Consider the following 18,437-nt stretch of genomic DNA (forward strand, 5'->3'; position numbering starts at 1 on the left):
GAGCGTCAGGCGCCTTGGAATCCCTGCAGGACGTTCACGGCGTTGACGCCGAGGGCGTCCACCGCGTAGCCGCCTTCCATGACGAAGAGGGTGGGGAGAGCGAAGTCTGCGATGCGGCGGCCGATGGTGAGGAAATGCTCGCTCTCCAGCTTGAACTGCGAGATCGGGTCTTCCTTGAACGTATCGACGCCGAGCGAGATGACGAGAGCGGTCGGGGCGTAGGCGGCGATCTTTGCATATGCATCCTCGAAGGCGGCCTGCCATTCCGGCCAATCGGTGCCCGCGGGTAGCGGATAGTTGAGGTTGTGGCCCTCGCCGCTGCCTGCACCACGTTCGCAGGCATAACCGAGATGGAAGGGGAACTCGAAATCCGGGTCGCCGTGCAGGCTTGCAAGCAGCACGTCGTCACGGTCGTAGAAGATCTCCTGCGTGCCATTGCCGTGGTGGTAGTCGATGTCGAAGATCGCGACGCGGGCGTGACCGTTGTCGAGGAAACGCTGGGCGGCGATGGCGGCATTGTTGAGATAGCAGTAGCCGCCGAAGAAGTCGCGGCCGGCATGATGGCCCGGCGGGCGGCAGAGCGCGAAGGCGGCGCGCTCGCCGGACAGCACCGCATCGGCGCCGGCGAGCGCCGTGTCGGCGGCGCGTTTGGCGGCCTGCCAGGTCGTCTCGGTGATCGAGCCGGCCATATCGAAGGAATAGTAGGAGAGGCGGGCATCGAGGCCGGCGGGCGGGGCGTCGAGCATCGGCATGGAGCGATGGCGCCAGCTATAGGGCCAGACCTCGCCGTCGCGGCCGGCGGCGCGCCATTCGGCAAAGACGTTTTGCAGGAAGTCGAGATAGGCGGGCGTATGGATACGCTCGATGGCCGCCCGATCATAGACGGCAGGTTCGATCACCGGCCCGAGGCCGACGTCCTTGACGCGTCTAAGGACGATTTCGGCCCGCTCCGGCATCTCGAAGGTCTCGACGATGCGCCCGAAGGAAAGCTCCATGCCGCTGTGATGCAGGTGATGGTCGGCGGTGTAGAAGGTTTTCATGATCAGACGACTTCACCATAAAGCGTGCGTTCGAGCGCGGTGACTTCCGCGGCAAAGCGGCGGTATTCCGCGCGCTTGAGGGCGAGAAAGACGTGGTGCAACCGCTCGCCGAGGGCTTCTTTCAGAAAGGTGGAGCGGGCGGCCGTCTCGATGGCGCTGCGCCAGTCCGGCGGCAGCTCGTCGCCGGCATTGTCGGCATAGGCGGTGGTCTCGGGGCCGGGATCGGCCTGGTCGAGCATGCCCTTGCGCATGCCGGCAAGCACGGTCGCGCCGACGAGATAGGGGTTGGAGTCGATGCCGGCGGCGCGTTGCTCCAGATGGCGCCCGGCGGGTGAACCGGCCGGGATACGGACCGCCACGCTGCGGTTGTTCGTACCCCAGGTCGGTGTCGTCGGCGCATAGCTCTGGGCGGAGAAGCGCCGCCAGGAATTGAAGTGCGGTGCGAAGACGAGCATGGATTCATGCATCGTTTCGAGCAGGCCGGCGACTGCGTGTTTCAGGAGGGGCGAAAGGGCGTCGCCCGCATCGGCAAAGCGGTTTTTCCCCTCGGCGTCGGCGAGGCTCGCATGCACATGCATGCCGGAGCCGGCACGCCCGGCGAAGGGTTTTGCCATGAAGCAGGCCATCATGCCGTGCCTTACCGCAAGGCCGCGTAGCAGACGCTTCAGCATGGTTAGATCGTCGGCGGCCCGCAGAGCGGCACCATGGCGCAGCGTCAGCTCGAACTGGCCCTGGGCGTATTCCGAGATCATCGTCTCGACGGGCAGGCCTTGCGCCTCGGCGCCGCGATAGACGGCATCGATGAAGGGCTCCAGCCGGTCTAGTTCGGTGACGCCATAGACCTGGATACCATCGGGCCGTTCGCCGGAAAGCGGCAGGCGGAGTGGTTGGAAGTTCCCATCGGCCGTGCGTTCGCGATCGAGCAGATAGAATTCCAGCTCATAGGCAAGCACCGGGTGGAAGCCGTCGGCCTCAAGAAGCTTCACTTGCCGCGCCAGCGCATGGCGCGGGTCGGCCGCCATCGGTGTGCCGTCGAGCTCGAAAAGCGCAAGACGTAGCTCACCGCGCGGCGGCGAGGTCCAGGGCAGGGGAACCAGCGAGCCGGCGATGGGCCAGGCGCGGCGGTCGGCATCGCCATCCGACCAGACAAGCCCGGTTTCCTCCACATCCTCGCCTGTCACGTCGAGGCCGAGGATCGAGCCGGGCAGGTGCCGGCCGGAGCGGAAGATCGGCAACAGCTCGTGCCGCCGGATAATCTTTCCGCGGGCGATACCGTTGAGGTCGATCAGAACGAGGTCGAAGGCGGTGATCTCGGGATGGGCGGCGAGAAAGGCCTCGGCCTCCGCGATATCTGCGGCTTCCGGCGGGCGGTTGGGAAGGTCGCGGCTCACGCGGCGGCCCTCCGTTCGGCAAGGCGGCCGGTGACGGTCGCGAATGCTTCCACGAGGCCGCCGGCCTGCTGTTCGGAAAGGGCGGGGCTGACGAGCACCATATTGTGGAAGGGCGTCAGGAGATAACCGAGGTTGAGCATGGAAAGGTGCAAGGCTGCCTCGATGGTGTCGGATGCGGCCGCCCGCGCCTCCGCGGCGTTGCGCAGGGCGACGGGCGAGAAGACGACTTCAAGTCGTGCGCCGACGCGCGAGACCGTCCAGTCGAGACCGGCGGCGGCGATGGCCGCCTTGAAGCCGGCTTCGATCCGGTCGGCGCGCGCCTGCATGATGCGATAGGCCTCTTCGGTCATGACATGTTCGAGGCAGGCGCGCAGGCAGGCAAGCTGCAGGGCGCTGCCCGAAAGGGTCGTGCCGATGCCGGAATGGCCGTGGCCGCTCTGCTCGCGGCGGATGACGTGCAGCTTGTCGGAAATCGCCTGGGTCATGCCCCAGACGCTGACCGGCACTCCGCCGCCGATCGGCTTGCCCATCACCATGAGGTCGGGCTCGAGGCCGTGTACCTTGCTGTAGCCGCCGAGACCGGTGGAGATGGTGTGCGTCTCGTCGATGAGCAGCAGCGTGCCGGCGTCGCGTGTCAGGCGCCGCAGTGCGGCATGGAAGCCGGGAGCTGGCGGGATCATGCCGCAGTTCGTCATTACGGGCTCTGCGAGCACGCAGGCGATGTCGTTTCCTGCGAGTGCCCGTTCCAGCGCCGCCTCGTCGTTGAAGGGGATGGAAACAGTGAGTTCGCCGAGATCGCGCACCTGCCCGAGCAGGTTGCGGCGGGAGATGGTCTTGCCGTCGACAAGGTCCACCAGCGTGTCGTCCACCGCGCCATGGTAGCAGCCGTCGAAGACGAGGAGCTTTGCCCGGCCGGTGACGGCGCGGGCGACGCGGATGGCGAAGCGGTTGGCATCGCTGGCTGTGGCGCCGAGCTGCCAGCGCGGCAGGCCGAAACGCTCCACCAGCAGGCGGCCGACCGCAGCGGCATCGGACGAGGGCAGCATGGTGGTGAGACCGCGCGTGCCGGCGTTCTTCAGGGCTTCGAGAACGGGGGCGGGGCCATGGCCGAACATGGCGCCGGTATCACCGAGGCAGACGTCGACGATGCGGTTGCCATCGAGATCGACGAGTTCGGCGCCGCTGGCCTCATCGACGACGAGGGGAAAGGGCGTCGGCCAGTCGAGCATCCAGTGTTGCGGCACACCGTCGAAGAAGCCCGAGGTCGCCTCGTCATGCGCCGCCGCCGACCGGGGCCGCCGCGCGCGAAAAACCTCTGCTTCTGCCTCGATGAGCGCGCGGGCGCGCGCCTCCAGGTTCGCCCTCTCCATCCCGTTCTCCAGCAAGTCCTCAAGAAATGTGATCACATATTGGTTGATGTGATTTCAAGTGTCAAACGGCAAGATGACGGAGATCGGAAGGTTCCACGTATTTGGGCTGCCGGACCGCTGCGCATCTTCAACGAACCGGTCAGAGGGCGCTGACGATGCGCAGCCAGTCATGTACCGAGGCGGTAGCCTGCTTTTCGGCGGAACCGAGGGCGAGCGGCCCGCGATCGCCCATCTCGCGCACCTCGCTGGGGCTCATGCCGAACTGGTGGCGGAAGGCGCGCGAAAAGGCGGACATGTCAGAAAAGCCGCAGGCATAGGCGATCTCGCCGACCGTGCGCTTGCGTTCGTCCGCCAGCATGTCGAAGGCCGCGCGCAGGCGGCGGGTGCGGATATGATCGGTAACGCCGCCGATCGGCTCGAACAACCGGTAGAGCGATGCGCGCGACAGGCCGAACATCTTGCACAGATGTTCCGGCCCGAGATCCGGCAGGGCGAGGTGGTGCTCGATATACCGCCGGATTTCCATGATGACGGCGCCACGCACCGTTGGGGAGGGCAGGCTTCGCTCGGCAACCTGTGGCCCGACGAGAGTGGTGACGAGATTGGCCGTGGCGGTGACGATGGCTGGCGCCTCGGTCGGCGTGATATCCGTGAGGTCGGCGAACAGGGCGCGCAGGTGGCTGCCGATCAGCCGTGCGGTGCTGGTCGAGCGCTTCAGGAGGAGGCCATGCAGGGCCTCGTTCTGTCCCTCCTTGCCGAAAAGCAGGTGACGCGGCAGCACGAGAGTGAGGTTGCGGCAGTGCTGGGTCTCGGACTGCATGGGGCGCGACAGGTCGAAAAGCGATATGTCGCCCGCCTCCACCAGCATCGTTTCGCCATTGACCGTGCGCAGGTCGCTGCCGTCGAGCGTCACCTGCACGAAGATGAGGTCGAGGCCGCTGCGGGCGATGCGGCTGGGGTCGCGCGAGAAACGATAGGTCGTGCCGAGCATTTCGGCCGCGAAGAACAGGGCAGGCCCCATGAAATAGGTGGCAAGGCTGGCGCGGAAATCACCAAGCTGCTCCGGCGTCGCCATGGTCGTGCGGAAGATGGGATCGAGCGTTTCGGCAAAGAGCTGGCTTTCCCGGCGGCAATCCGCGCCGGCTTCGGCAAGGACGGAGTTGGAAGGCAGCTTTGCGGCGGGACTCATTCTCTCTCACGACGGTTCGATGATGGGTGGTCTTGCCTATCAAGAGGCAGGGACGGGCGAAGGTTCCCGGAAATTCGCCGTCGTACCGGTTTCGCCGGCTTGGCACGGTGTCTCATTCTTTTGGCCCCCCGTCTCATAATGCCGATTGGGCTTAGTAATACAATTGACAGTTTCACCGGGCTGCAACCCCATGGAAAATAAAGGGTCCATTTCGGGCCCGCGATGTCGCGACAATCAGAACAAAAGGGCGCATCGCTCCGGATTGGGGTATAGGTATGGATCAGGTTTCCTTTGCCGACAGTGCGCTGGTTTTCCAGGTGCCGCCGTTCGAATTCTTGAATGCGCCCGGTTTTGCGGCCGCACGGGACCGGCTCGTTGCCGGCAAGCTCGCGCTCTATGAGGGCAATCATCTCTTCAACCGGCTCATCCTGGAAGAGGGGCGCTTTCTTTGTTACCTCGCCGCGCTCTCGCTGCATGCAGGACAGGACATGACGCAATCGTCCACCTGGCTGACGCTCGGGCGGCTCCAGCGTGAGGTCACAGAGCTTGGTGTGGCGAGCCGCAACCGGGTCGAGGCCCAGGTTTCCTGTCTGCGCAAATACGGTTTTCTCGCGCAGCAGCCCCACGCATCGGACCGACGCGTGCGCCTGCTTGTGCCGAGCGCGGCGCTGCTCGCCCGCGATGCCGGCATTCTCGGGCTGCTTGTCTCCGGCCTGTCGGATCTCGGGCTCTCGCCGACGGAGGGGCGCAACGAGCCGCTTTCGCCGGAACTGCACCGCGCCATGCGCCGGGCGACCCTGCCGCATCTGCCGGGCCTCAGCCGCATCATCCGCCGCCACCTGCCGCTTGCCCCCTTCTTTGCCCATGATTGCGGCTACATGATCCTGCTGCTTCTGCTGCGGGACGGGCGCGACGGCGGCGACGGCCTCGTTACCTCCGGCTACCAGAGGCTCGCCACGCAGACGGGCGTATCGCGCACCCATGTCCGCCGGATCGTCGAGGCGGCGCGTGACGCCGGCCTCCTGACCACCACCGCGCGCGGCGGCCACGACATCCGCCTGACGCCGGCCATTTGGCATGCGGCAGATCGCTGGTTCGCGGACAAGTTTGCCCTTACGGATCTTCTGCTGCGCGAGGCGGTGCAGGGGCGGGCTGGGAAAAGCGACAGCCAGGACACCGCCTCGCCGTAACGCAGACAATCGGAACGGCCGTCCGTACACGTTGCCACGGTTTTCCGCTTCGCCCACCTATGCCGGCTGGCAGCCGCTTGCGGCTCCCTGCCCGTGTGCATCACCCGCGGCCGTCCACAACGAGATCGACCTTCGTCACAAGGCCTTCCGGCGGGAGCTTTCCTTTCCAGGCGATCCTTGGGGCAGGCACCTTGATTCCGAAACGGGGCGAGTACCAGCCGCCATCGCCGGGGGCACCCCCGCTGGCGCATTCCACTTGCCCGGCCTGCGAAAAGGACAGCGTTGCGAGCCGCTGCGCCTTATGAAAGATGCGGATCGCGCCGGCCTCGATCTCTGCGCGGCAGTCGGGTGCCAGCTGGAAAACGACCTCCGCCGACTGATCGGGGTTGCCGACCAGCGTGTCGTGGATCGAAAAGCCGGAAGGATCGGAAGACACCGTTCTGCGGTGGATGCACCCGAAGCGCTTCTCGTATCCGTCATGGGAGGCGACGATGCGCCAGTCTTTCCCGTCCGCTACGCTGTCGAGCCGGCTTGAGGCCTTGTGCGACCAGTTGAACGCGCCCGACATGATGCTCTGGTCGGTATCGCCAAGCGTCAGCGTGTTGTGGGCGCGCGTGCTGCGGAACCAGTCGCGCCAGGGGCCGCCGGAGTGATAGAGATAGGTGCCGGCATCGACGAACAGGGGGATGCCGTCAATGGTGGCGATCACGGAAAGTGCATCCGCATGGCCATGGGCCGCGATGGAGAGATAGCCGAGGGGCGCATGATCCATGACGATATGCACGTCGCGGTCGTTTTGCCGCTTTCTGACGATCGTGTAGCCGCCGTCCGCAAAGGTCATCAGGCCGGAGGGTGGCGGCGTACCGGTGGCGGGCGACCGCAGCAGGGCGTCGCGCAGTTCCTTTTCCTTCGGCTGCGGTCCCGCAGACGGCGTGCCGAGATAACCGGAAATGGCGGCGGAGACCGAGGCCGCATAGGCCGCTTCATGCCGGGACAAAGTGAGGACGCGCCCATCGTCATCGTCGCAGATGCCGGGAACCTTGCCCTCGGCATCGGAAAGCCAGGCGATGAAGGTCGAAAAGACGTGAAGCCGTGCGTCGACCCCGGCCGGGAGGGGACGGCCCGCCGTGCGCGCGGCAAAGCAGCAGAGAAGCAGGAACTCGGCGGTGAAGGCGCCGTAGGTCGGCGACTGTTCGGCCCCCACGCCGTCGGCGAGGATCTGCTTGTTCGCCTCTTGCGCAAGGACCTTCCGCCCCTTGGCTTCGAGCCGGGCTGACAGAGGAAGGTCCGGCATGGCGAGCGAGATCAGGAACTCGCCGGCCACCTCGGCGACGAGGTGATTGTTGGCCGAGGAGAAACGTGACGGATAGCGGGCCATCCAGACCTGATGCGCGTGGAGGATGGTCCGGATCTTTTCGATCGTTCCGGCCGAGAGCCGGTCGCCGCAGAGGCTGGTGACGACGAGCAGGCTGATGGCGCGAAGCCCGAGCTCGATGCCGCTGTTCCAGCACAGACCGCGAAACGGTGGATTGGCCGCATACCAGCTTTCAAGCGCCGCTTCGATGGTCGCGATCGCTGCGGGATTGCCGGTCAGTGCCGCGTCGGCAGCCAACGGCTGCAGAAACTGCAGCCTGTTGTATTCCCAGACATATTTGATGTCGCCCAGCGTGCGTTCGTGGCGATAGGGGATGTCGAAGCAATAGGCCTCGCTCCCTGGCCAGAGGCCACCGGTGACGGGGTCGAGCCGCCAGGCCTCCGCCGGAAACGGGTTTTGCGGGTCGCGCAGCGGCCAGTCGGCTCCGAGTGCGCTGTAGTGCCCGGAAAGCATGGTGCTGCTTGCAGCCAGTATCTCCGCCTTCATGTCTTCGGATGCGGCAGCGAGATTGGCCGCCAGTCCCGGCAACACCGGTGAAGGACCGGGGGTGCGATAACGCTCCCAGCCCTCGATGCGGCCGCGTGCGGCCAGCTTCTTGCCCTTCTCGACAAAGCGATGGGCGATTTCGGCGGGCCCCATGGCGCGCAGCCGATTCATGTACCAGGTGAGGGACATCGCTAGCTCCCGCAGGTGCCGGTGGCCGAAGCCGGTTCAAAGAGGAATGAGAGTGCAGGAGGCAGGCCCGTCTCCGACGAGGCTATCGGGAGCCCCGTCGTCGGTGCAGTACGGCCGCTATGGCCGCACATTCTTGTAGGCTGCGATCAGCTTCGGGATCTCGTAGCTCCAGGCCATCTGCGTTTCGACACGGTGGCGGCCGAAGGCACCCATCTCCGCGCGAAGCGCAGGATCGGCCAGAAGTTCGGCGAGCTTGTCGGCGAAATCGATCGGGTCGTTGGGCTTGGCATAGAGCGAGGCTTCACGGGCGCTGAAGCGGCCTTCCGTGACGTCGAACTGGACGATCGGCTTGCCGACGGCCATGTATTCGAGGATCTTGTTCATCGTCGACTTGTCGTTCATCGGGTTTACCCGATCAGGATTGACGCAGACATCCGCGGTCGACAGCACTTCGAAGAGGGTCTGGTCGGGCGCCCGCCCAGTAAAGGTGACGTAGTCCTTCAGCCCCATTTTTTCCGAGAGCGCCTGCAGGGCCGCGAGGCTGGGGCCGCCGCCGACGAGCGTGAACTGGATGTCCTGTCGGCCGCGTTCGAAAACCAGGTGGCGGGCAGCCTCGAGCAGGAGGTCGATGCCCTCCTGATCACCCATGACGCCCACATAACCGATGAGGAAATCGCGGCCATTCTTCAGGTCCAGGTTGGGGGCGACGGCCTTCACGCGGCTGAGATCCGGCCCGCTGCGGACGACGAAGATATCCTCGGGCTTCTTTCCGCCGCGCTCCAGCGCAATCTTCTTGTAGCTTTCGTTCGTGGAGATCACGGTATCGGCCGTCTTGAAGGTCAGCCATTCGAAAGCGCACATCAGACGCCAGAAGAAACCACGCTTGTTGAACTTGGCTTCATAGAGTTCCGGGTTGATGTCGTGATGATCGAAGATGTAGCGCTTGCCCAGCAGCTTGAACTGCCAGGCGATGAGAAAGATGAGGTCCGGCGGGTTGCAGCCGTGCAGCGTGTCGAAGCCGTGACGGAACAGGATCTTCCACGACAGCAACGTCTCCCAGGTGAGCGCCGCGCCATATTCCAGCAGATAACCGAGCGCTCCACCGGCATCGAGCGGCAGGGGATGACGGTAGATGTGGATGCCGTCGAGCTGCTCGTAGCGCGCGGTATAGCCTTTTCCCGTCGGGCAGATGATCGCCACCTGCGCACCCGCGGCATGGAGGGTGCGCGCCTCCTGCCAGACACGCCGGTCGAAGGGGACGGGCAGGTTCTCGACGATGATGAGGATCTTGCGACCCTTCAGGGCGCCGGCGATCTCGGTATTGCCCGAGATGCTGGCCGTTTCGCTCGCTGAGAGAGTTGTGTCCATCGCGGCGGGCCTCACGAAAGCGCGTTCAGATTGATGATGTCGTCATATTTGCCGATGTCGAGCTTGCGATAGGTGTCGTTGGCAATGATGACGCGGTCATAGGCCGTGCCTTCCGCGACCTCCTTCGACACAAGCAGCTGTGCGAGTGTCGGGATCTGGGTATAGGCGTAGCCGAGGTTGGCGCCGACGAGCTTGTTCGCATCGATCGCCGGATCGAAGACGGAGAGTTTGTAGCCTTCGCGCAGAAGACCGCGGGCGAGATCGATGTTCGGGCTCTCACGCAGGTCGTCGGTGTGCGCCTTGAAGGCGAGGCCGACAAGGAGGATGGCGGCACCCGGCTTGAGGCCACGGGTCGAATGCTCGAAAAGGCGGTATTTGTGCGCTTCGTTCGAGCGCAGCAGGGAATCGACCAGGTGTGTATGCGCGCCGCAATCGGCAGCGATGAACTGCATGGCGCGCACGTCCTTGGGCAGGCACGAGCCGCCGAAGGCGCCGCCCGGGCGCATGTAGTAGGGGGAGATGTTGAGCTTGGTGTCGGAGACGAAAATCTCGTGTACCTTCTTGGCGCTAAGCCCCAGCTGCATGCAGATGCGGCCGACCTCGTTGGCATAGGCCACTTTCAGGGCATGCCACGTATTGTCGACGAATTTGGTGATTTCGGATTCGCCCAAGTGAACATAGAAGGTCGGCGCCTTCAGGTTCTTGTTCAGGAGATCCATGCGGGCGCTCGGCTTGCCGTCGACGGTGCCGATGACGATCTTCGGCGGGTCGAAATAGTCCTGCACGGCGGAGGATTCACGCAGGAATTCCGGATTGTAGACGAGTTCGACGCTGCGCTCGAAGGCGCTGCCGAGTTCCGAGGCAAGGATCGGCGCGATCAGGCCTTCGACGGTGCCCGGACGTATGGTCGATCGATAGACGACGGTCAGCGGTGAGGTCCGGTTCTTTCCGATTGCGGCCGCGATCTGGCGAGTCACCTCGGCGATATAGGTCATGTTGTGCGCGCCGTCGGGTGCGCTCGGCGTGCCGACGCAGACGATGGCGATGTCGCAGTCCTCGAGATGGTGCTTGATCTCCGTGTGCGCGGAGATACGGCCGGCCTTCAAGCCCTCCGTCAAAAGTTCGTCGACGCCCGGTTCCGTGATCGGCGAGACGCCGCGGTTGATCTGGTTGACCTTCTTTTCGCTGATATCGAAGCCGATGACCTCATGGCCTTCTTTTGCAATGCAGCACATGGCAGTGAAACCCACATAGCCGAGGCCGAAAATCGCGACTTTCATTCAACAGTCCCCAATTCGTAGTCTAGAAAAACCGGCGCCGTTTCCGGCGTTGCAACATACCCTACGGCAACATCCTAACTATTTCCTGCGTACGCACGCCGCCGTTATCGCAGCCACCTGTAGCAGCCATTCGTTTCGTATTGGTTTGAGTTGCTCTCACAAATTGCTTTTACTGGCGCTTTTTTCTGCGCCTGCCCAAATCGGCACAATGCATCGTTTCGCCCGCTCGCGCGTGGGATACGGCAGGGCGAGCTGATCGTGCGGTTTCTGAAAGCCTAGCTGGTGGACGCTGCGGCGGCGAGAAGGATCGCCAGGACGATATGCGTCAGGTGGTGCAGTGTCTGGTCCATGCCGAAAAGCCACCAGAAACCGGTCTGCTGCGGCGTGAGCTTCGCGCGCCGGGCGGCGTGGCTCTTCAGGCGGTCGATCGTGCCATGGACGAGGGCATCGACAAGGCCGAGCCAGGCGAGCGCCGGTGAAACGGCGAGAAAGAGCAGGGCGGTGATGGTGCCATGTACGCCGGCATGTATGGCGAGCGGAAGCACCCAGTCCTTGCAACGCTCCTTGCCCATCACCATCCATTTCGTCTGGAAGATGAAATCGCCCAGCAGGTGCTTTGCGAGAAACGCCACCAGGGCAATGGCGATCCATGCGGTGGAGATCTGGTCCGGTATGTCGATCATTCCGCTCCTGTCTGCCGGCCCTTGCAGCCGGCAGGCCCTAGATTTGTTTTCGCGGCTCTTCGAAGGGCGAAAGACTGTCGCGGCCTGCCCCGCATCTGCCGGTGCAGGCCGCTGCAAGCCGTCGCCGGGATGACCTAGCGGCCACCTGCCTCGATGATACCCTTCGTCAGGCTGCCTGTCGCCGGGTAGAGCGGGATCAGGCAGGCCTGGAGCGCATGATAGATGTCTCCCTTGCCGGCGAACAGGGTGTAGCTCGGCACGAGATCTTCCGTCAGTTCTTCATGCCAGCCGCCGCGCTCCTGATCAAGGAAGTGTCGCGCGATGGTGTCCCAGATCGTGCGATACCAGGTCTCGTGGAAATCGCTCGGCATATGCTCTGCAAGGAACGCCGCCGCGCCGGCGCCTTCGGCCATCGGCCACCAGAGCTTGTTGCGCTTGGCCGGTTCGTCGTTCCAGTCGAGCGTGTAGAAAAAGCCGCCCTTTTCCTTGTCCCAGCCGAGTGCGATCGACTGGGCGAAGAGCGCTTGGGCCGCTTCGGGCATCCAGGCGTGTTTCTTGCCGCCGAGCACGTAGAGTTGCAGGATGAGGCGCGCCCATTCCAGCCAGTGACCGGGCGTGGTGCCGGAGGGGCGGAACATCTCGTTGCCACGATAGTCCTTGTCCAGCACCCAGTTCTCGTCGAAGTGCTCGGCCACGCGGAAGCCATTTTCGCCCGCACGGCGGCGGATGATCAGATCGGCGATGCGCTCTGCCTTGTCCAGATAGCCCGTCTCGCCGGTCGCCTCGAAGGCGGCCATCAGGGCTTCCGTCAGGTGCATGTTGGAATTCTGGCCACGATAGCCGGGGATCGTGGTCCAGTCCGCCTCGTACTCTTCGGTGATCGCGCCGTGCTTGTCTTCCCAGAAGCGCTTTTCCAGAACGTCGGTCACGTCGGCGATCATGCGGTCGGCGTCCGGGTGTCCGGCAACCTTGGCGCTGGAGGCGGCGAGCAGCACGAAGGCGTGGCCATACCCCTGCTTGCTGGCATCGAGCAGGCCGGCATTGTCGAGCGACCAGTGGTAACCGCCGCGCTCGTGGTCGCGGTGCTTTTCCCAAAGGTATTTCATGCCGTGGTCGACAATGGCATCGGAGCCGGGGCGGCCGAGCAGGCTGCCGATGGAAAAGCAATGTACCATGCGGGCCGTGGAGTGAATGCCGCGCACGGGATTGCCGGGGTTGAGCGGGCGGCCCTCGGCATCAAGTTCATGAAACCCGCCGAGCGGGTTGAAAGCCCTGTTCTGGAAGAAATCGAAGAGACGGTTCGCTTCGCGCCAAAGCCATTGGCGATGATACTCGCGCTTGCTCCAAGCCGTGCCGAGATGTCCCGTTGCACCCATGATGCGTTCTCCTTTTTTATCGGTCCGCATTGTTGTTTACCGTGTCGGTGCCGTCGGGAGCGCGGGGGAAAACGACCGTGGCGTGGCGTTCACGCACGGCCCGCAACGCTCGCAATGACGGTTGGCCTCCGGACAGGTGGGAGGGGAGTTATGGCCCAGAACGGACCGGGTCGCAACCCGCTCTGCCCGTGCTTCACTCGCCCGGCAACGTGCCGCTCGATGGGATCCGTCGGCGGCGACATGAGCCGAAATGCGCGAAAGGACCGCCGATTGGCCGGCCCCGTGGGGAATTATGAACGGCGAATTTATCAGTGTGGCGAAATTGAGAAAAAATACCCTACCAATCTTATAGGGATAATATATAAATTACTCCCAGAGAGCGGGCGGGCATTCGTGCTCGCCTTGGAGAAGACCGGGAATCCGGCCTCCGCAAGCAAGGGATGTTGGCGAATGAGAAATGCGAAACTCGGCGGCCGTTCCACCTATGGCGCCCTCACCGCCGTGAGCGACCGCAGGACGCGCCGTGCCGAGCGGCAGTTTCTTGTCAACAACATCGCCGTGGCCGGTGCCTTCCTGTTCGTCGGCGCAGTGGTTTTCGGCCTCGTCGGGTGATTTCCGATTTTCCTGTCGCAAAACAGGGGAGAACTTGGGGCTGACCCCGCTCCCTGCTTTGTAAGTATCCGGTCCTCTTCGCATCGGATGAGGCCGTCGAACCATTCGGCCTGTGAGGGCGACAGCCCCTCCCGGCATTTTGGATGCGATATGGCCGACGCCGGATCTTCGCTGCACGCACCGATCGAAGCTGGTTTTGACGCGCATGGTCGATCCCCCGCACCTTCTTCCATCCTGACAGTTCTCACCGCCTGAAGCTCTTTGGCGTATCCGATAGAGGACCAATGACGGCCGAGCTTCATTGAGCAGGCCGATTGTGGAGTCGCGCTCTGCGTGCGCTTTAACGAAATCCTAGTGGCGAAATGTTAACAGCAACCATGACTTCGTCCGGACGTATGAAATGGGGAGAAAGACATGCTTCAGCGCGCCCATGATGGCCGCGTCGTCCATGTCCTGGTGGCGACACCGGCTGGGACTACGGGGCAGGGCGGCATCGACAGGGTGATGGCTTCGCTGAAGCGCGAACTCGAGCAGCACACCCGGAGCGATGTGCGGGTGCGTTTTCTTGCCAGCCGGGGCAGCGGCCATGTCGCCTTCTCTGCATTGCATGCCCTGAATTTCTGCGCGAGAATGCTCGCTGCCCGCTTTCGCGGCAAAGTCGATGTCGTGCACATCAACCTCGCCAGCCACGGCAGTACCTATCGCAAGCTTGTCATTTCCCGCTGGGCGGAGATGCTCGGCATCCCCTACGTGCTCCATCTTCACGGCGGCGGATATGCGAGTTTCTGGTCTGGGGCGAGTGCGTCGCTCAGCCGAAGGATCGGCACGATGTTCCGGCAGGCCAGCGGCGTCGTGGTGCTCGGGAAAATCTGGCGGGACTTCGTCCTCAGCAGGGTCCGCGAGGCGGAAGAGCGCGTGATCGTGGTGCCGAACGCCACGGAAATTCCCACGCTCCCGCATATCGGGGGCGGCGATACGGTCCATATTCTTTTTCTCGGCAGAATCGAGAAGGACAAGGGAACGCCGGAACTGTGCGAAGCCCTCGGCCTGATGGCGGACATGCCGGGCTGGCGCGCGACCATTGCCGGTTCCGGCGATGTGGAGACGTTGCGCCACCGGCTGGGCCAGCTCGGCCTTTCGGCACGCGTGGCCGTTCCAGGTTGGCAGGGGCCGGACGATGTTGCGCGGCTGCTTGCCGAGGCGGATATCCTGACGCTTCCCTCCTTCGTCGAAAATCAACCGATCTCGATCATCGAGGGCATGGCGGCGGGCCTTGCGGTCGTCGCAACGCCGGTGGGTGCCGTCGAGGATATCGTCAGCGACGGCGAGACCGGATTTCTCGTTCCCCCCGGCGACGTCGCGGCGCTCAAGGACGCGCTTGCGCGGCTGGTCGCAGAACCGGACCTGCGTCGGCGGATGGGGGAGGCAGGCAGAGAGCAGCACCGGGCGCGGCTGGACATGGCGCCCTTTGCCGATGCGCTATGCGCCATCTGGCGGGCCGCGGCCACAAGTCGGATGGAGAAACGATGAAACCCCTGGATGTTCTGCGCGGCCTGTACGTCCGAAGCCCACGCTTCGTGCGCAACGCCGCAAAGCCCCTCGTCGCCCTCGTGCCGACCAGCATGAAATTCGGCAAAACCTATGCTAGGGAACGCGCGCGGATCGCAAGGGCCGCAAGCGACCCGCATTTTGCACATGAGCAGCATTTGTCCGCGCTGCGCGCATTGCTTGCCAAGGCGCACCAAGGCAGCGCGTTCTATCGCGACCGTCTCGACGAGGCCCTGGGGCCGGCGTTCGATATGTCGACGTTTACGCTGGCGGACCTGCGGCGGTTGCCGATCCTCGACAAGGACCAGCTTCGGGCAGCCGGGGAAGCTGCGCTCGCCGTACCGCGGTGGCAGCTCGACAGCGTCGAAACCAGCGGCTCCAATCGCGCTGCTCCTCTTTCCTTCTTCCTCGACAAGGACAGAAGCCCGAGGGAGATGGCGTTCGTTTATGATGCCTGGTCGCGCGTCGGGTTTACCGAGCGGGATGCGCGGGCGAGCTTGCGCGGCTTTCACCTGGGCGACGGTGGTTCCGGCATTCACGAGTGGGATCCCGCCCTGCGGGAATTGAAGCTGGCAGTCTTCCCGATGACAGCGCAGGACGTAGCAGCCTATCTCGACGAGATCGACCGGCGGCAGATCCGTTTCCTCTATGGATATCCGTCCGCCATCGAACTCCTGTGCCGCCGCATGCAGCAGATCGAGCGGAGGCCCCGGCTTGCGATCAAGGGCATATTGCCGATCTCCGAGCCGCTCTATGATCACCAGCGCAGCCTGATCCGTCGCGTCCTTGGCGATGTGGCGTTTGGCGTTTTCTACGGCCTCAGTGAAAAGGTCGCGTTTGCCGCCGAAGTGCGGGGCAGCGATGGGCTTTACGAGTTCAATCCACTCTACGGCGTTGCGGAACTTGTCGACGAAAACGGCACTCCCGTCACGGAGCCAGGGCGCGAAGGGCGTGTCGTCGGGACCGGCTTCCTGTCCACCGGCATGCCGTTCATCCGCTATGACACCGGAGATTTCGGCACGCTTGTCGAAGCGCCAACGCCGGGCAATGGAGAGCGGTTGCGGATCCGCGGCCTTGCGCCCCGCCGCAAGCCGGGCTTCCTGATTTCGTTCGACGGTCACAGGGTGGTGGCGCTGGACCTGACGCCGGAAGATCCCGCCTTCTTCAAGGGGATTGCCGAATACCAGTTCTATCAGGATACGCCCGGCGACGTCGTCATCCGCTATATCCTCGATCAGAATGGATCGGCCTCGGATGTCGAGCGGTTGTCCGCTTTTCTTGCCGAAAAATGCAGGGGAAGCCTGGCTTTCCGGCAGGAGGCCGTTTCTCAGATCGTGGCGGGAAGAGGAGGCAAACGGGCGTTCATCGACCAGCGGCTGGATATAACGCAATATTGAAGGGGACGAGTCGGCAGCGGGTATCGTGGGGATACATTTTCCGACGGTGACGGATGCCCCGGCACCAACGCTTAAGGCGAAGGGAACGAGAATTGAAGCTTGGTGAAGACCAGCATAGACACGCGTCGATAAGGCATGCGAGCCCCCGTCATTCCCTGTCGAGCAGGCAAAAAATGGGCTGCGAGCCGTCAAGCCCTGTTTTTGCTTCGGATGCCCGCGTGGTTGGAGCTGCGGCGTGAGACCGATTGTTTTCGACCAGACGATCGGTTGGCTTCATCCTGCCGCGGGCAAACGCGGCGTCGTGATCGCCGGTGCGCTTGGTTTTGAGGACCTTTGCAGCCGGCGCTTTCTGACGCTGCTCGCGGGACAGCTGGCGGGTGCAGGATTCCCGGTCCTGCAGTTCGACTATCCCGGTTGCGGCGATGCGGCCGGTGATCACACACAGCCCGGGCGCTTGGCCTCCTGGATCGGAAGCATCAACACCGCGATAGACCGGTTGAAATCCGAGACATCGGTGACGGATGTTCTGGTCGTCGGCTTTCGGCTTGGCGCGCTCCTCGCCCCCATCGCGGTCGCCGGCAGAAGCGATGTCGCCGGCATGGCACTGCTTGCGCCTCCCGCATCGGGGAAGAGCTATGTTCGTGAACTGGTCGGCCTTTCGCGGATCGTGGATGCGGCTTTGCGCGCGGATGCGTCGGCCTCTGACTTCGACGGTGTCGAGGCGTCCGGGTTCCGGACGAGTGCAGAGACGATCGCGGATCTGCGTGGTGTTGCCTGGGGCGAGGATCTGGCCGTTCGACCGGGCCTGGACCTGCTGCTGATGTCGCCCCAGACGGCCCCGGCGCACGAGGACCTGGCAGGGCGCGTGGTCGCAAGCGGAGGCAAGACGCTGATCAAGCCGTTCGATGGTTTCGAGCGCATGATGAGCCGGCCCATTCACGACGTGCCCGAATTGCCGCTTTCCGTCGTGGTGGAATGGGCAGGCAGCCGCGGAAATCTCTCGGACGGAGAAGAGGTTCGGCTTGTTTCGGAGCCAGCGGTCCTGGAAGGGGATGGATACCGGGAGCTTCCGCAATTTCTCGGCCCGGCGCCGGATATCTGTGGCGTCCTCTGCGTGCCGGAGACGCTTCCGAATGATGCGAAGGTCGTCCTCATTCTCAATGCCGGCGCAATACCCCATATCGGCGCGGCGCGCGGTGCGGTCGACATGGCCCGGTCTCTGGCGCGCCAGGGGATCGCCTCGATGCGCATCGACCTGCCGGGGCTCGGCCAGAGCGGCGCTCCCACGGAAAAAAGAATCCCGCTCTACGACGAACGCACCCGCATCGACGTGATGCGCATCGTCGATTGGCTCGATCGGTACGGTTTCCGGCGCATTTGTGCCATCGGCATCTGCGCAGGCGCCTTTCAGGCGTTCCATGCCGCGCGGCACGATCCGCGTATCGCCAATCTCGTGATGGTCAATCCGCTCTGCTTTTCGTGGAACAGTTCGTACGCCCTGGACATGGAGCTGTCGAACATTCGCGACAATGCCCGCGGCCTGCAATCGGTGGATGGCGATCAGGACGAGCAGGCGGAGGGGAAGGGCGACGCGAAGACCATGGCGCTCAAAGTCGCAAAGCGTGCGCTGCGATCCGCCATGGAGCTGTTCAAGTCCGCCCTCCTGATATCCAGGACCCTGACCGGCAGGTCGGTCGAAGGCTGGATGCGGGATCTGACACGGCGCGGAACGCGCGTGCTCGTCGTCAGTTGCGAGGGCGACCTCAGCCTTCACGAGATTGCGCGGCATTTCGGGCCGGACGGCCGGCGGTTGAAGCAGATGAACGGCACGGCAACCGCGCTCATCCCCGCGGCGAACCATACGCTTACGCCGCTTCCTGCCCGCCAGCAGCTCACCGAGCTTGTCAGGCAGTTCCTGTAGCGGTGCGGGCGACCCCCAAACC

Annotated in this window: 14 protein-coding genes; 5 read left to right on the plus strand and 9 right to left on the minus strand. The window is 64.0% G+C overall.

Annotation, left to right across the window (positions count from 1 at the left end; translation table 11 throughout):
- Positions 1-5: 5 nt before the first annotated feature.
- From EXZ48_RS05135 to EXZ48_RS05150, 4 genes are all read right to left on the minus strand, one after another.
- Complete coding sequence (locus tag EXZ48_RS05135) at positions 6-1,040, minus strand: histone deacetylase family protein (protein WP_130514570.1); 1,035 nt, start codon at positions 1,038-1,040, stop codon at positions 6-8.
- A gap of 2 nt (positions 1,041-1,042) precedes the next feature.
- The gene (locus tag EXZ48_RS05140; RefSeq protein ID WP_130514572.1) at positions 1,043-2,431 is read right to left on the minus strand and encodes a glutamine synthetase family protein; all 1,389 of its coding nucleotides are present in this window, start codon (positions 2,429-2,431) and stop codon (positions 1,043-1,045) included.
- On the minus strand, positions 2,428-3,801 hold the full coding sequence (locus tag EXZ48_RS05145; protein ID WP_130514573.1) for a transaminase: 1,374 nt from the start codon (positions 3,799-3,801) through the stop codon (positions 2,428-2,430). Before EXZ48_RS05145 ends, EXZ48_RS05140 begins: the two co-directional genes overlap by 4 nt.
- Before the next feature lie 139 nt (positions 3,802-3,940).
- A complete protein-coding gene (locus EXZ48_RS05150; RefSeq protein WP_130514575.1) occupies positions 3,941-4,990 on the minus strand; it encodes a helix-turn-helix domain-containing protein in 1,050 nt (349 codons plus the stop codon).
- A gap of 275 nt (positions 4,991-5,265) precedes the next feature.
- Here EXZ48_RS05150 and EXZ48_RS05155 point away from each other — a divergent pair, with 275 nt between their 5' ends.
- Complete coding sequence (locus tag EXZ48_RS05155) at positions 5,266-6,180, plus strand: hypothetical protein (protein WP_130514576.1); 915 nt, start codon at positions 5,266-5,268, stop codon at positions 6,178-6,180.
- 100 nt (positions 6,181-6,280) lie between these two features.
- Here EXZ48_RS05155 and EXZ48_RS05160 read toward each other — a convergent pair whose 3' ends face one another.
- From EXZ48_RS05160 to EXZ48_RS05180, 5 genes are all read right to left on the minus strand, one after another.
- Entirely contained in the window at positions 6,281-8,230 is a 1,950-nt protein-coding gene (locus EXZ48_RS05160; protein ID WP_130514577.1) for an alginate lyase family protein, read from the minus strand.
- A 117-nt stretch (positions 8,231-8,347) separates the two neighbouring features.
- Positions 8,348-9,598 carry a glycosyltransferase family 4 protein gene (locus tag EXZ48_RS05165; protein WP_050744948.1) on the minus strand — a complete coding sequence of 417 codons (1,251 nt, stop codon included), beginning with the start codon at positions 9,596-9,598 and terminating at the stop codon, positions 8,348-8,350.
- An 11-nt stretch (positions 9,599-9,609) separates the two neighbouring features.
- The gene (locus EXZ48_RS05170; RefSeq protein ID WP_023512484.1) at positions 9,610-10,878 is read right to left on the minus strand and encodes a nucleotide sugar dehydrogenase; all 1,269 of its coding nucleotides are present in this window, start codon (positions 10,876-10,878) and stop codon (positions 9,610-9,612) included.
- A gap of 275 nt (positions 10,879-11,153) precedes the next feature.
- Positions 11,154-11,561, minus strand: a complete 408-nt coding sequence (locus EXZ48_RS05175) for a DUF3307 domain-containing protein (RefSeq protein WP_130514579.1) — start codon at positions 11,559-11,561, stop codon at positions 11,154-11,156.
- Positions 11,562-11,695: 134 nt separating this feature from the next.
- Positions 11,696-12,937, minus strand: coding sequence for an AGE family epimerase/isomerase (locus EXZ48_RS05180; protein ID WP_023512482.1), 1,242 nt, complete (start codon positions 12,935-12,937; stop codon positions 11,696-11,698).
- 450 nt (positions 12,938-13,387) lie between these two features.
- On the opposite strand from EXZ48_RS05180, the gene EXZ48_RS34760 reads away from it, so the two are divergent.
- From EXZ48_RS34760 to EXZ48_RS05195, 4 genes are all read left to right on the plus strand, one after another.
- Complete coding sequence (locus tag EXZ48_RS34760; RefSeq protein WP_023512481.1) at positions 13,388-13,549, plus strand: hypothetical protein; 162 nt, start codon at positions 13,388-13,390, stop codon at positions 13,547-13,549.
- A gap of 414 nt (positions 13,550-13,963) precedes the next feature.
- A complete protein-coding gene (locus tag EXZ48_RS05185) occupies positions 13,964-15,079 on the plus strand; it encodes a glycosyltransferase family 4 protein (protein WP_130514581.1) in 1,116 nt (371 codons plus the stop codon).
- Complete coding sequence (locus EXZ48_RS05190) at positions 15,076-16,494, plus strand: phenylacetate--CoA ligase family protein (RefSeq protein ID WP_130514583.1); 1,419 nt, start codon at positions 15,076-15,078, stop codon at positions 16,492-16,494. The genes EXZ48_RS05185 and EXZ48_RS05190 overlap by 4 nt, the downstream gene beginning before the upstream one ends.
- A 235-nt stretch (positions 16,495-16,729) precedes the next feature.
- Positions 16,730-18,415 (plus strand): alpha/beta fold hydrolase, encoded by a 1,686-nt coding sequence (locus EXZ48_RS05195; RefSeq protein ID WP_130514585.1) that lies wholly within the window; start codon positions 16,730-16,732, stop codon positions 18,413-18,415.
- Positions 18,416-18,437: the final 22 nt, after the last annotated feature.

Source organism: Shinella sp. JR1-6 (assembly GCF_004284735.1).
GTDB lineage: Bacteria > Pseudomonadota > Alphaproteobacteria > Rhizobiales > Rhizobiaceae > Shinella.

What these genes read in the sequence shown, in the direction of transcription:
- EXZ48_RS05160 (WP_130514577.1), bottom strand. Translation starts at nt 8,230, where the DNA reads ATGTCCCTCACCTGGTACATGAATCGGCTGCGCGCCATGGGGCCCGCC.
- EXZ48_RS05170 (WP_023512484.1), bottom strand. Translation starts at nt 10,878, where the DNA reads ATGAAAGTCGCGATTTTCGGCCTCGGCTATGTGGGTTTCACTGCCATG.
- EXZ48_RS05155 (WP_130514576.1), top strand. Translation starts at nt 5,266, where the DNA reads ATGGATCAGGTTTCCTTTGCCGACAGTGCGCTGGTTTTCCAGGTGCCG.
- EXZ48_RS05190 (WP_130514583.1), top strand. Translation starts at nt 15,076, where the DNA reads ATGAAACCCCTGGATGTTCTGCGCGGCCTGTACGTCCGAAGCCCACGC.
- EXZ48_RS05150 (WP_130514575.1), bottom strand. Translation starts at nt 4,990, where the DNA reads ATGAGTCCCGCCGCAAAGCTGCCTTCCAACTCCGTCCTTGCCGAAGCC.
- EXZ48_RS34760 (WP_023512481.1), top strand. Translation starts at nt 13,388, where the DNA reads ATGAGAAATGCGAAACTCGGCGGCCGTTCCACCTATGGCGCCCTCACC.
- EXZ48_RS05165 (WP_050744948.1), bottom strand. Translation starts at nt 9,598, where the DNA reads ATGGACACAACTCTCTCAGCGAGCGAAACGGCCAGCATCTCGGGCAAT.
- EXZ48_RS05175 (WP_130514579.1), bottom strand. Translation starts at nt 11,561, where the DNA reads ATGATCGACATACCGGACCAGATCTCCACCGCATGGATCGCCATTGCC.
- EXZ48_RS05180 (WP_023512482.1), bottom strand. Translation starts at nt 12,937, where the DNA reads ATGGGTGCAACGGGACATCTCGGCACGGCTTGGAGCAAGCGCGAGTAT.
- EXZ48_RS05185 (WP_130514581.1), top strand. Translation starts at nt 13,964, where the DNA reads ATGCTTCAGCGCGCCCATGATGGCCGCGTCGTCCATGTCCTGGTGGCG.
- EXZ48_RS05145 (WP_130514573.1), bottom strand. Translation starts at nt 3,801, where the DNA reads ATGGAGAGGGCGAACCTGGAGGCGCGCGCCCGCGCGCTCATCGAGGCA.
- EXZ48_RS05135 (WP_130514570.1), bottom strand. Translation starts at nt 1,040, where the DNA reads ATGAAAACCTTCTACACCGCCGACCATCACCTGCATCACAGCGGCATG.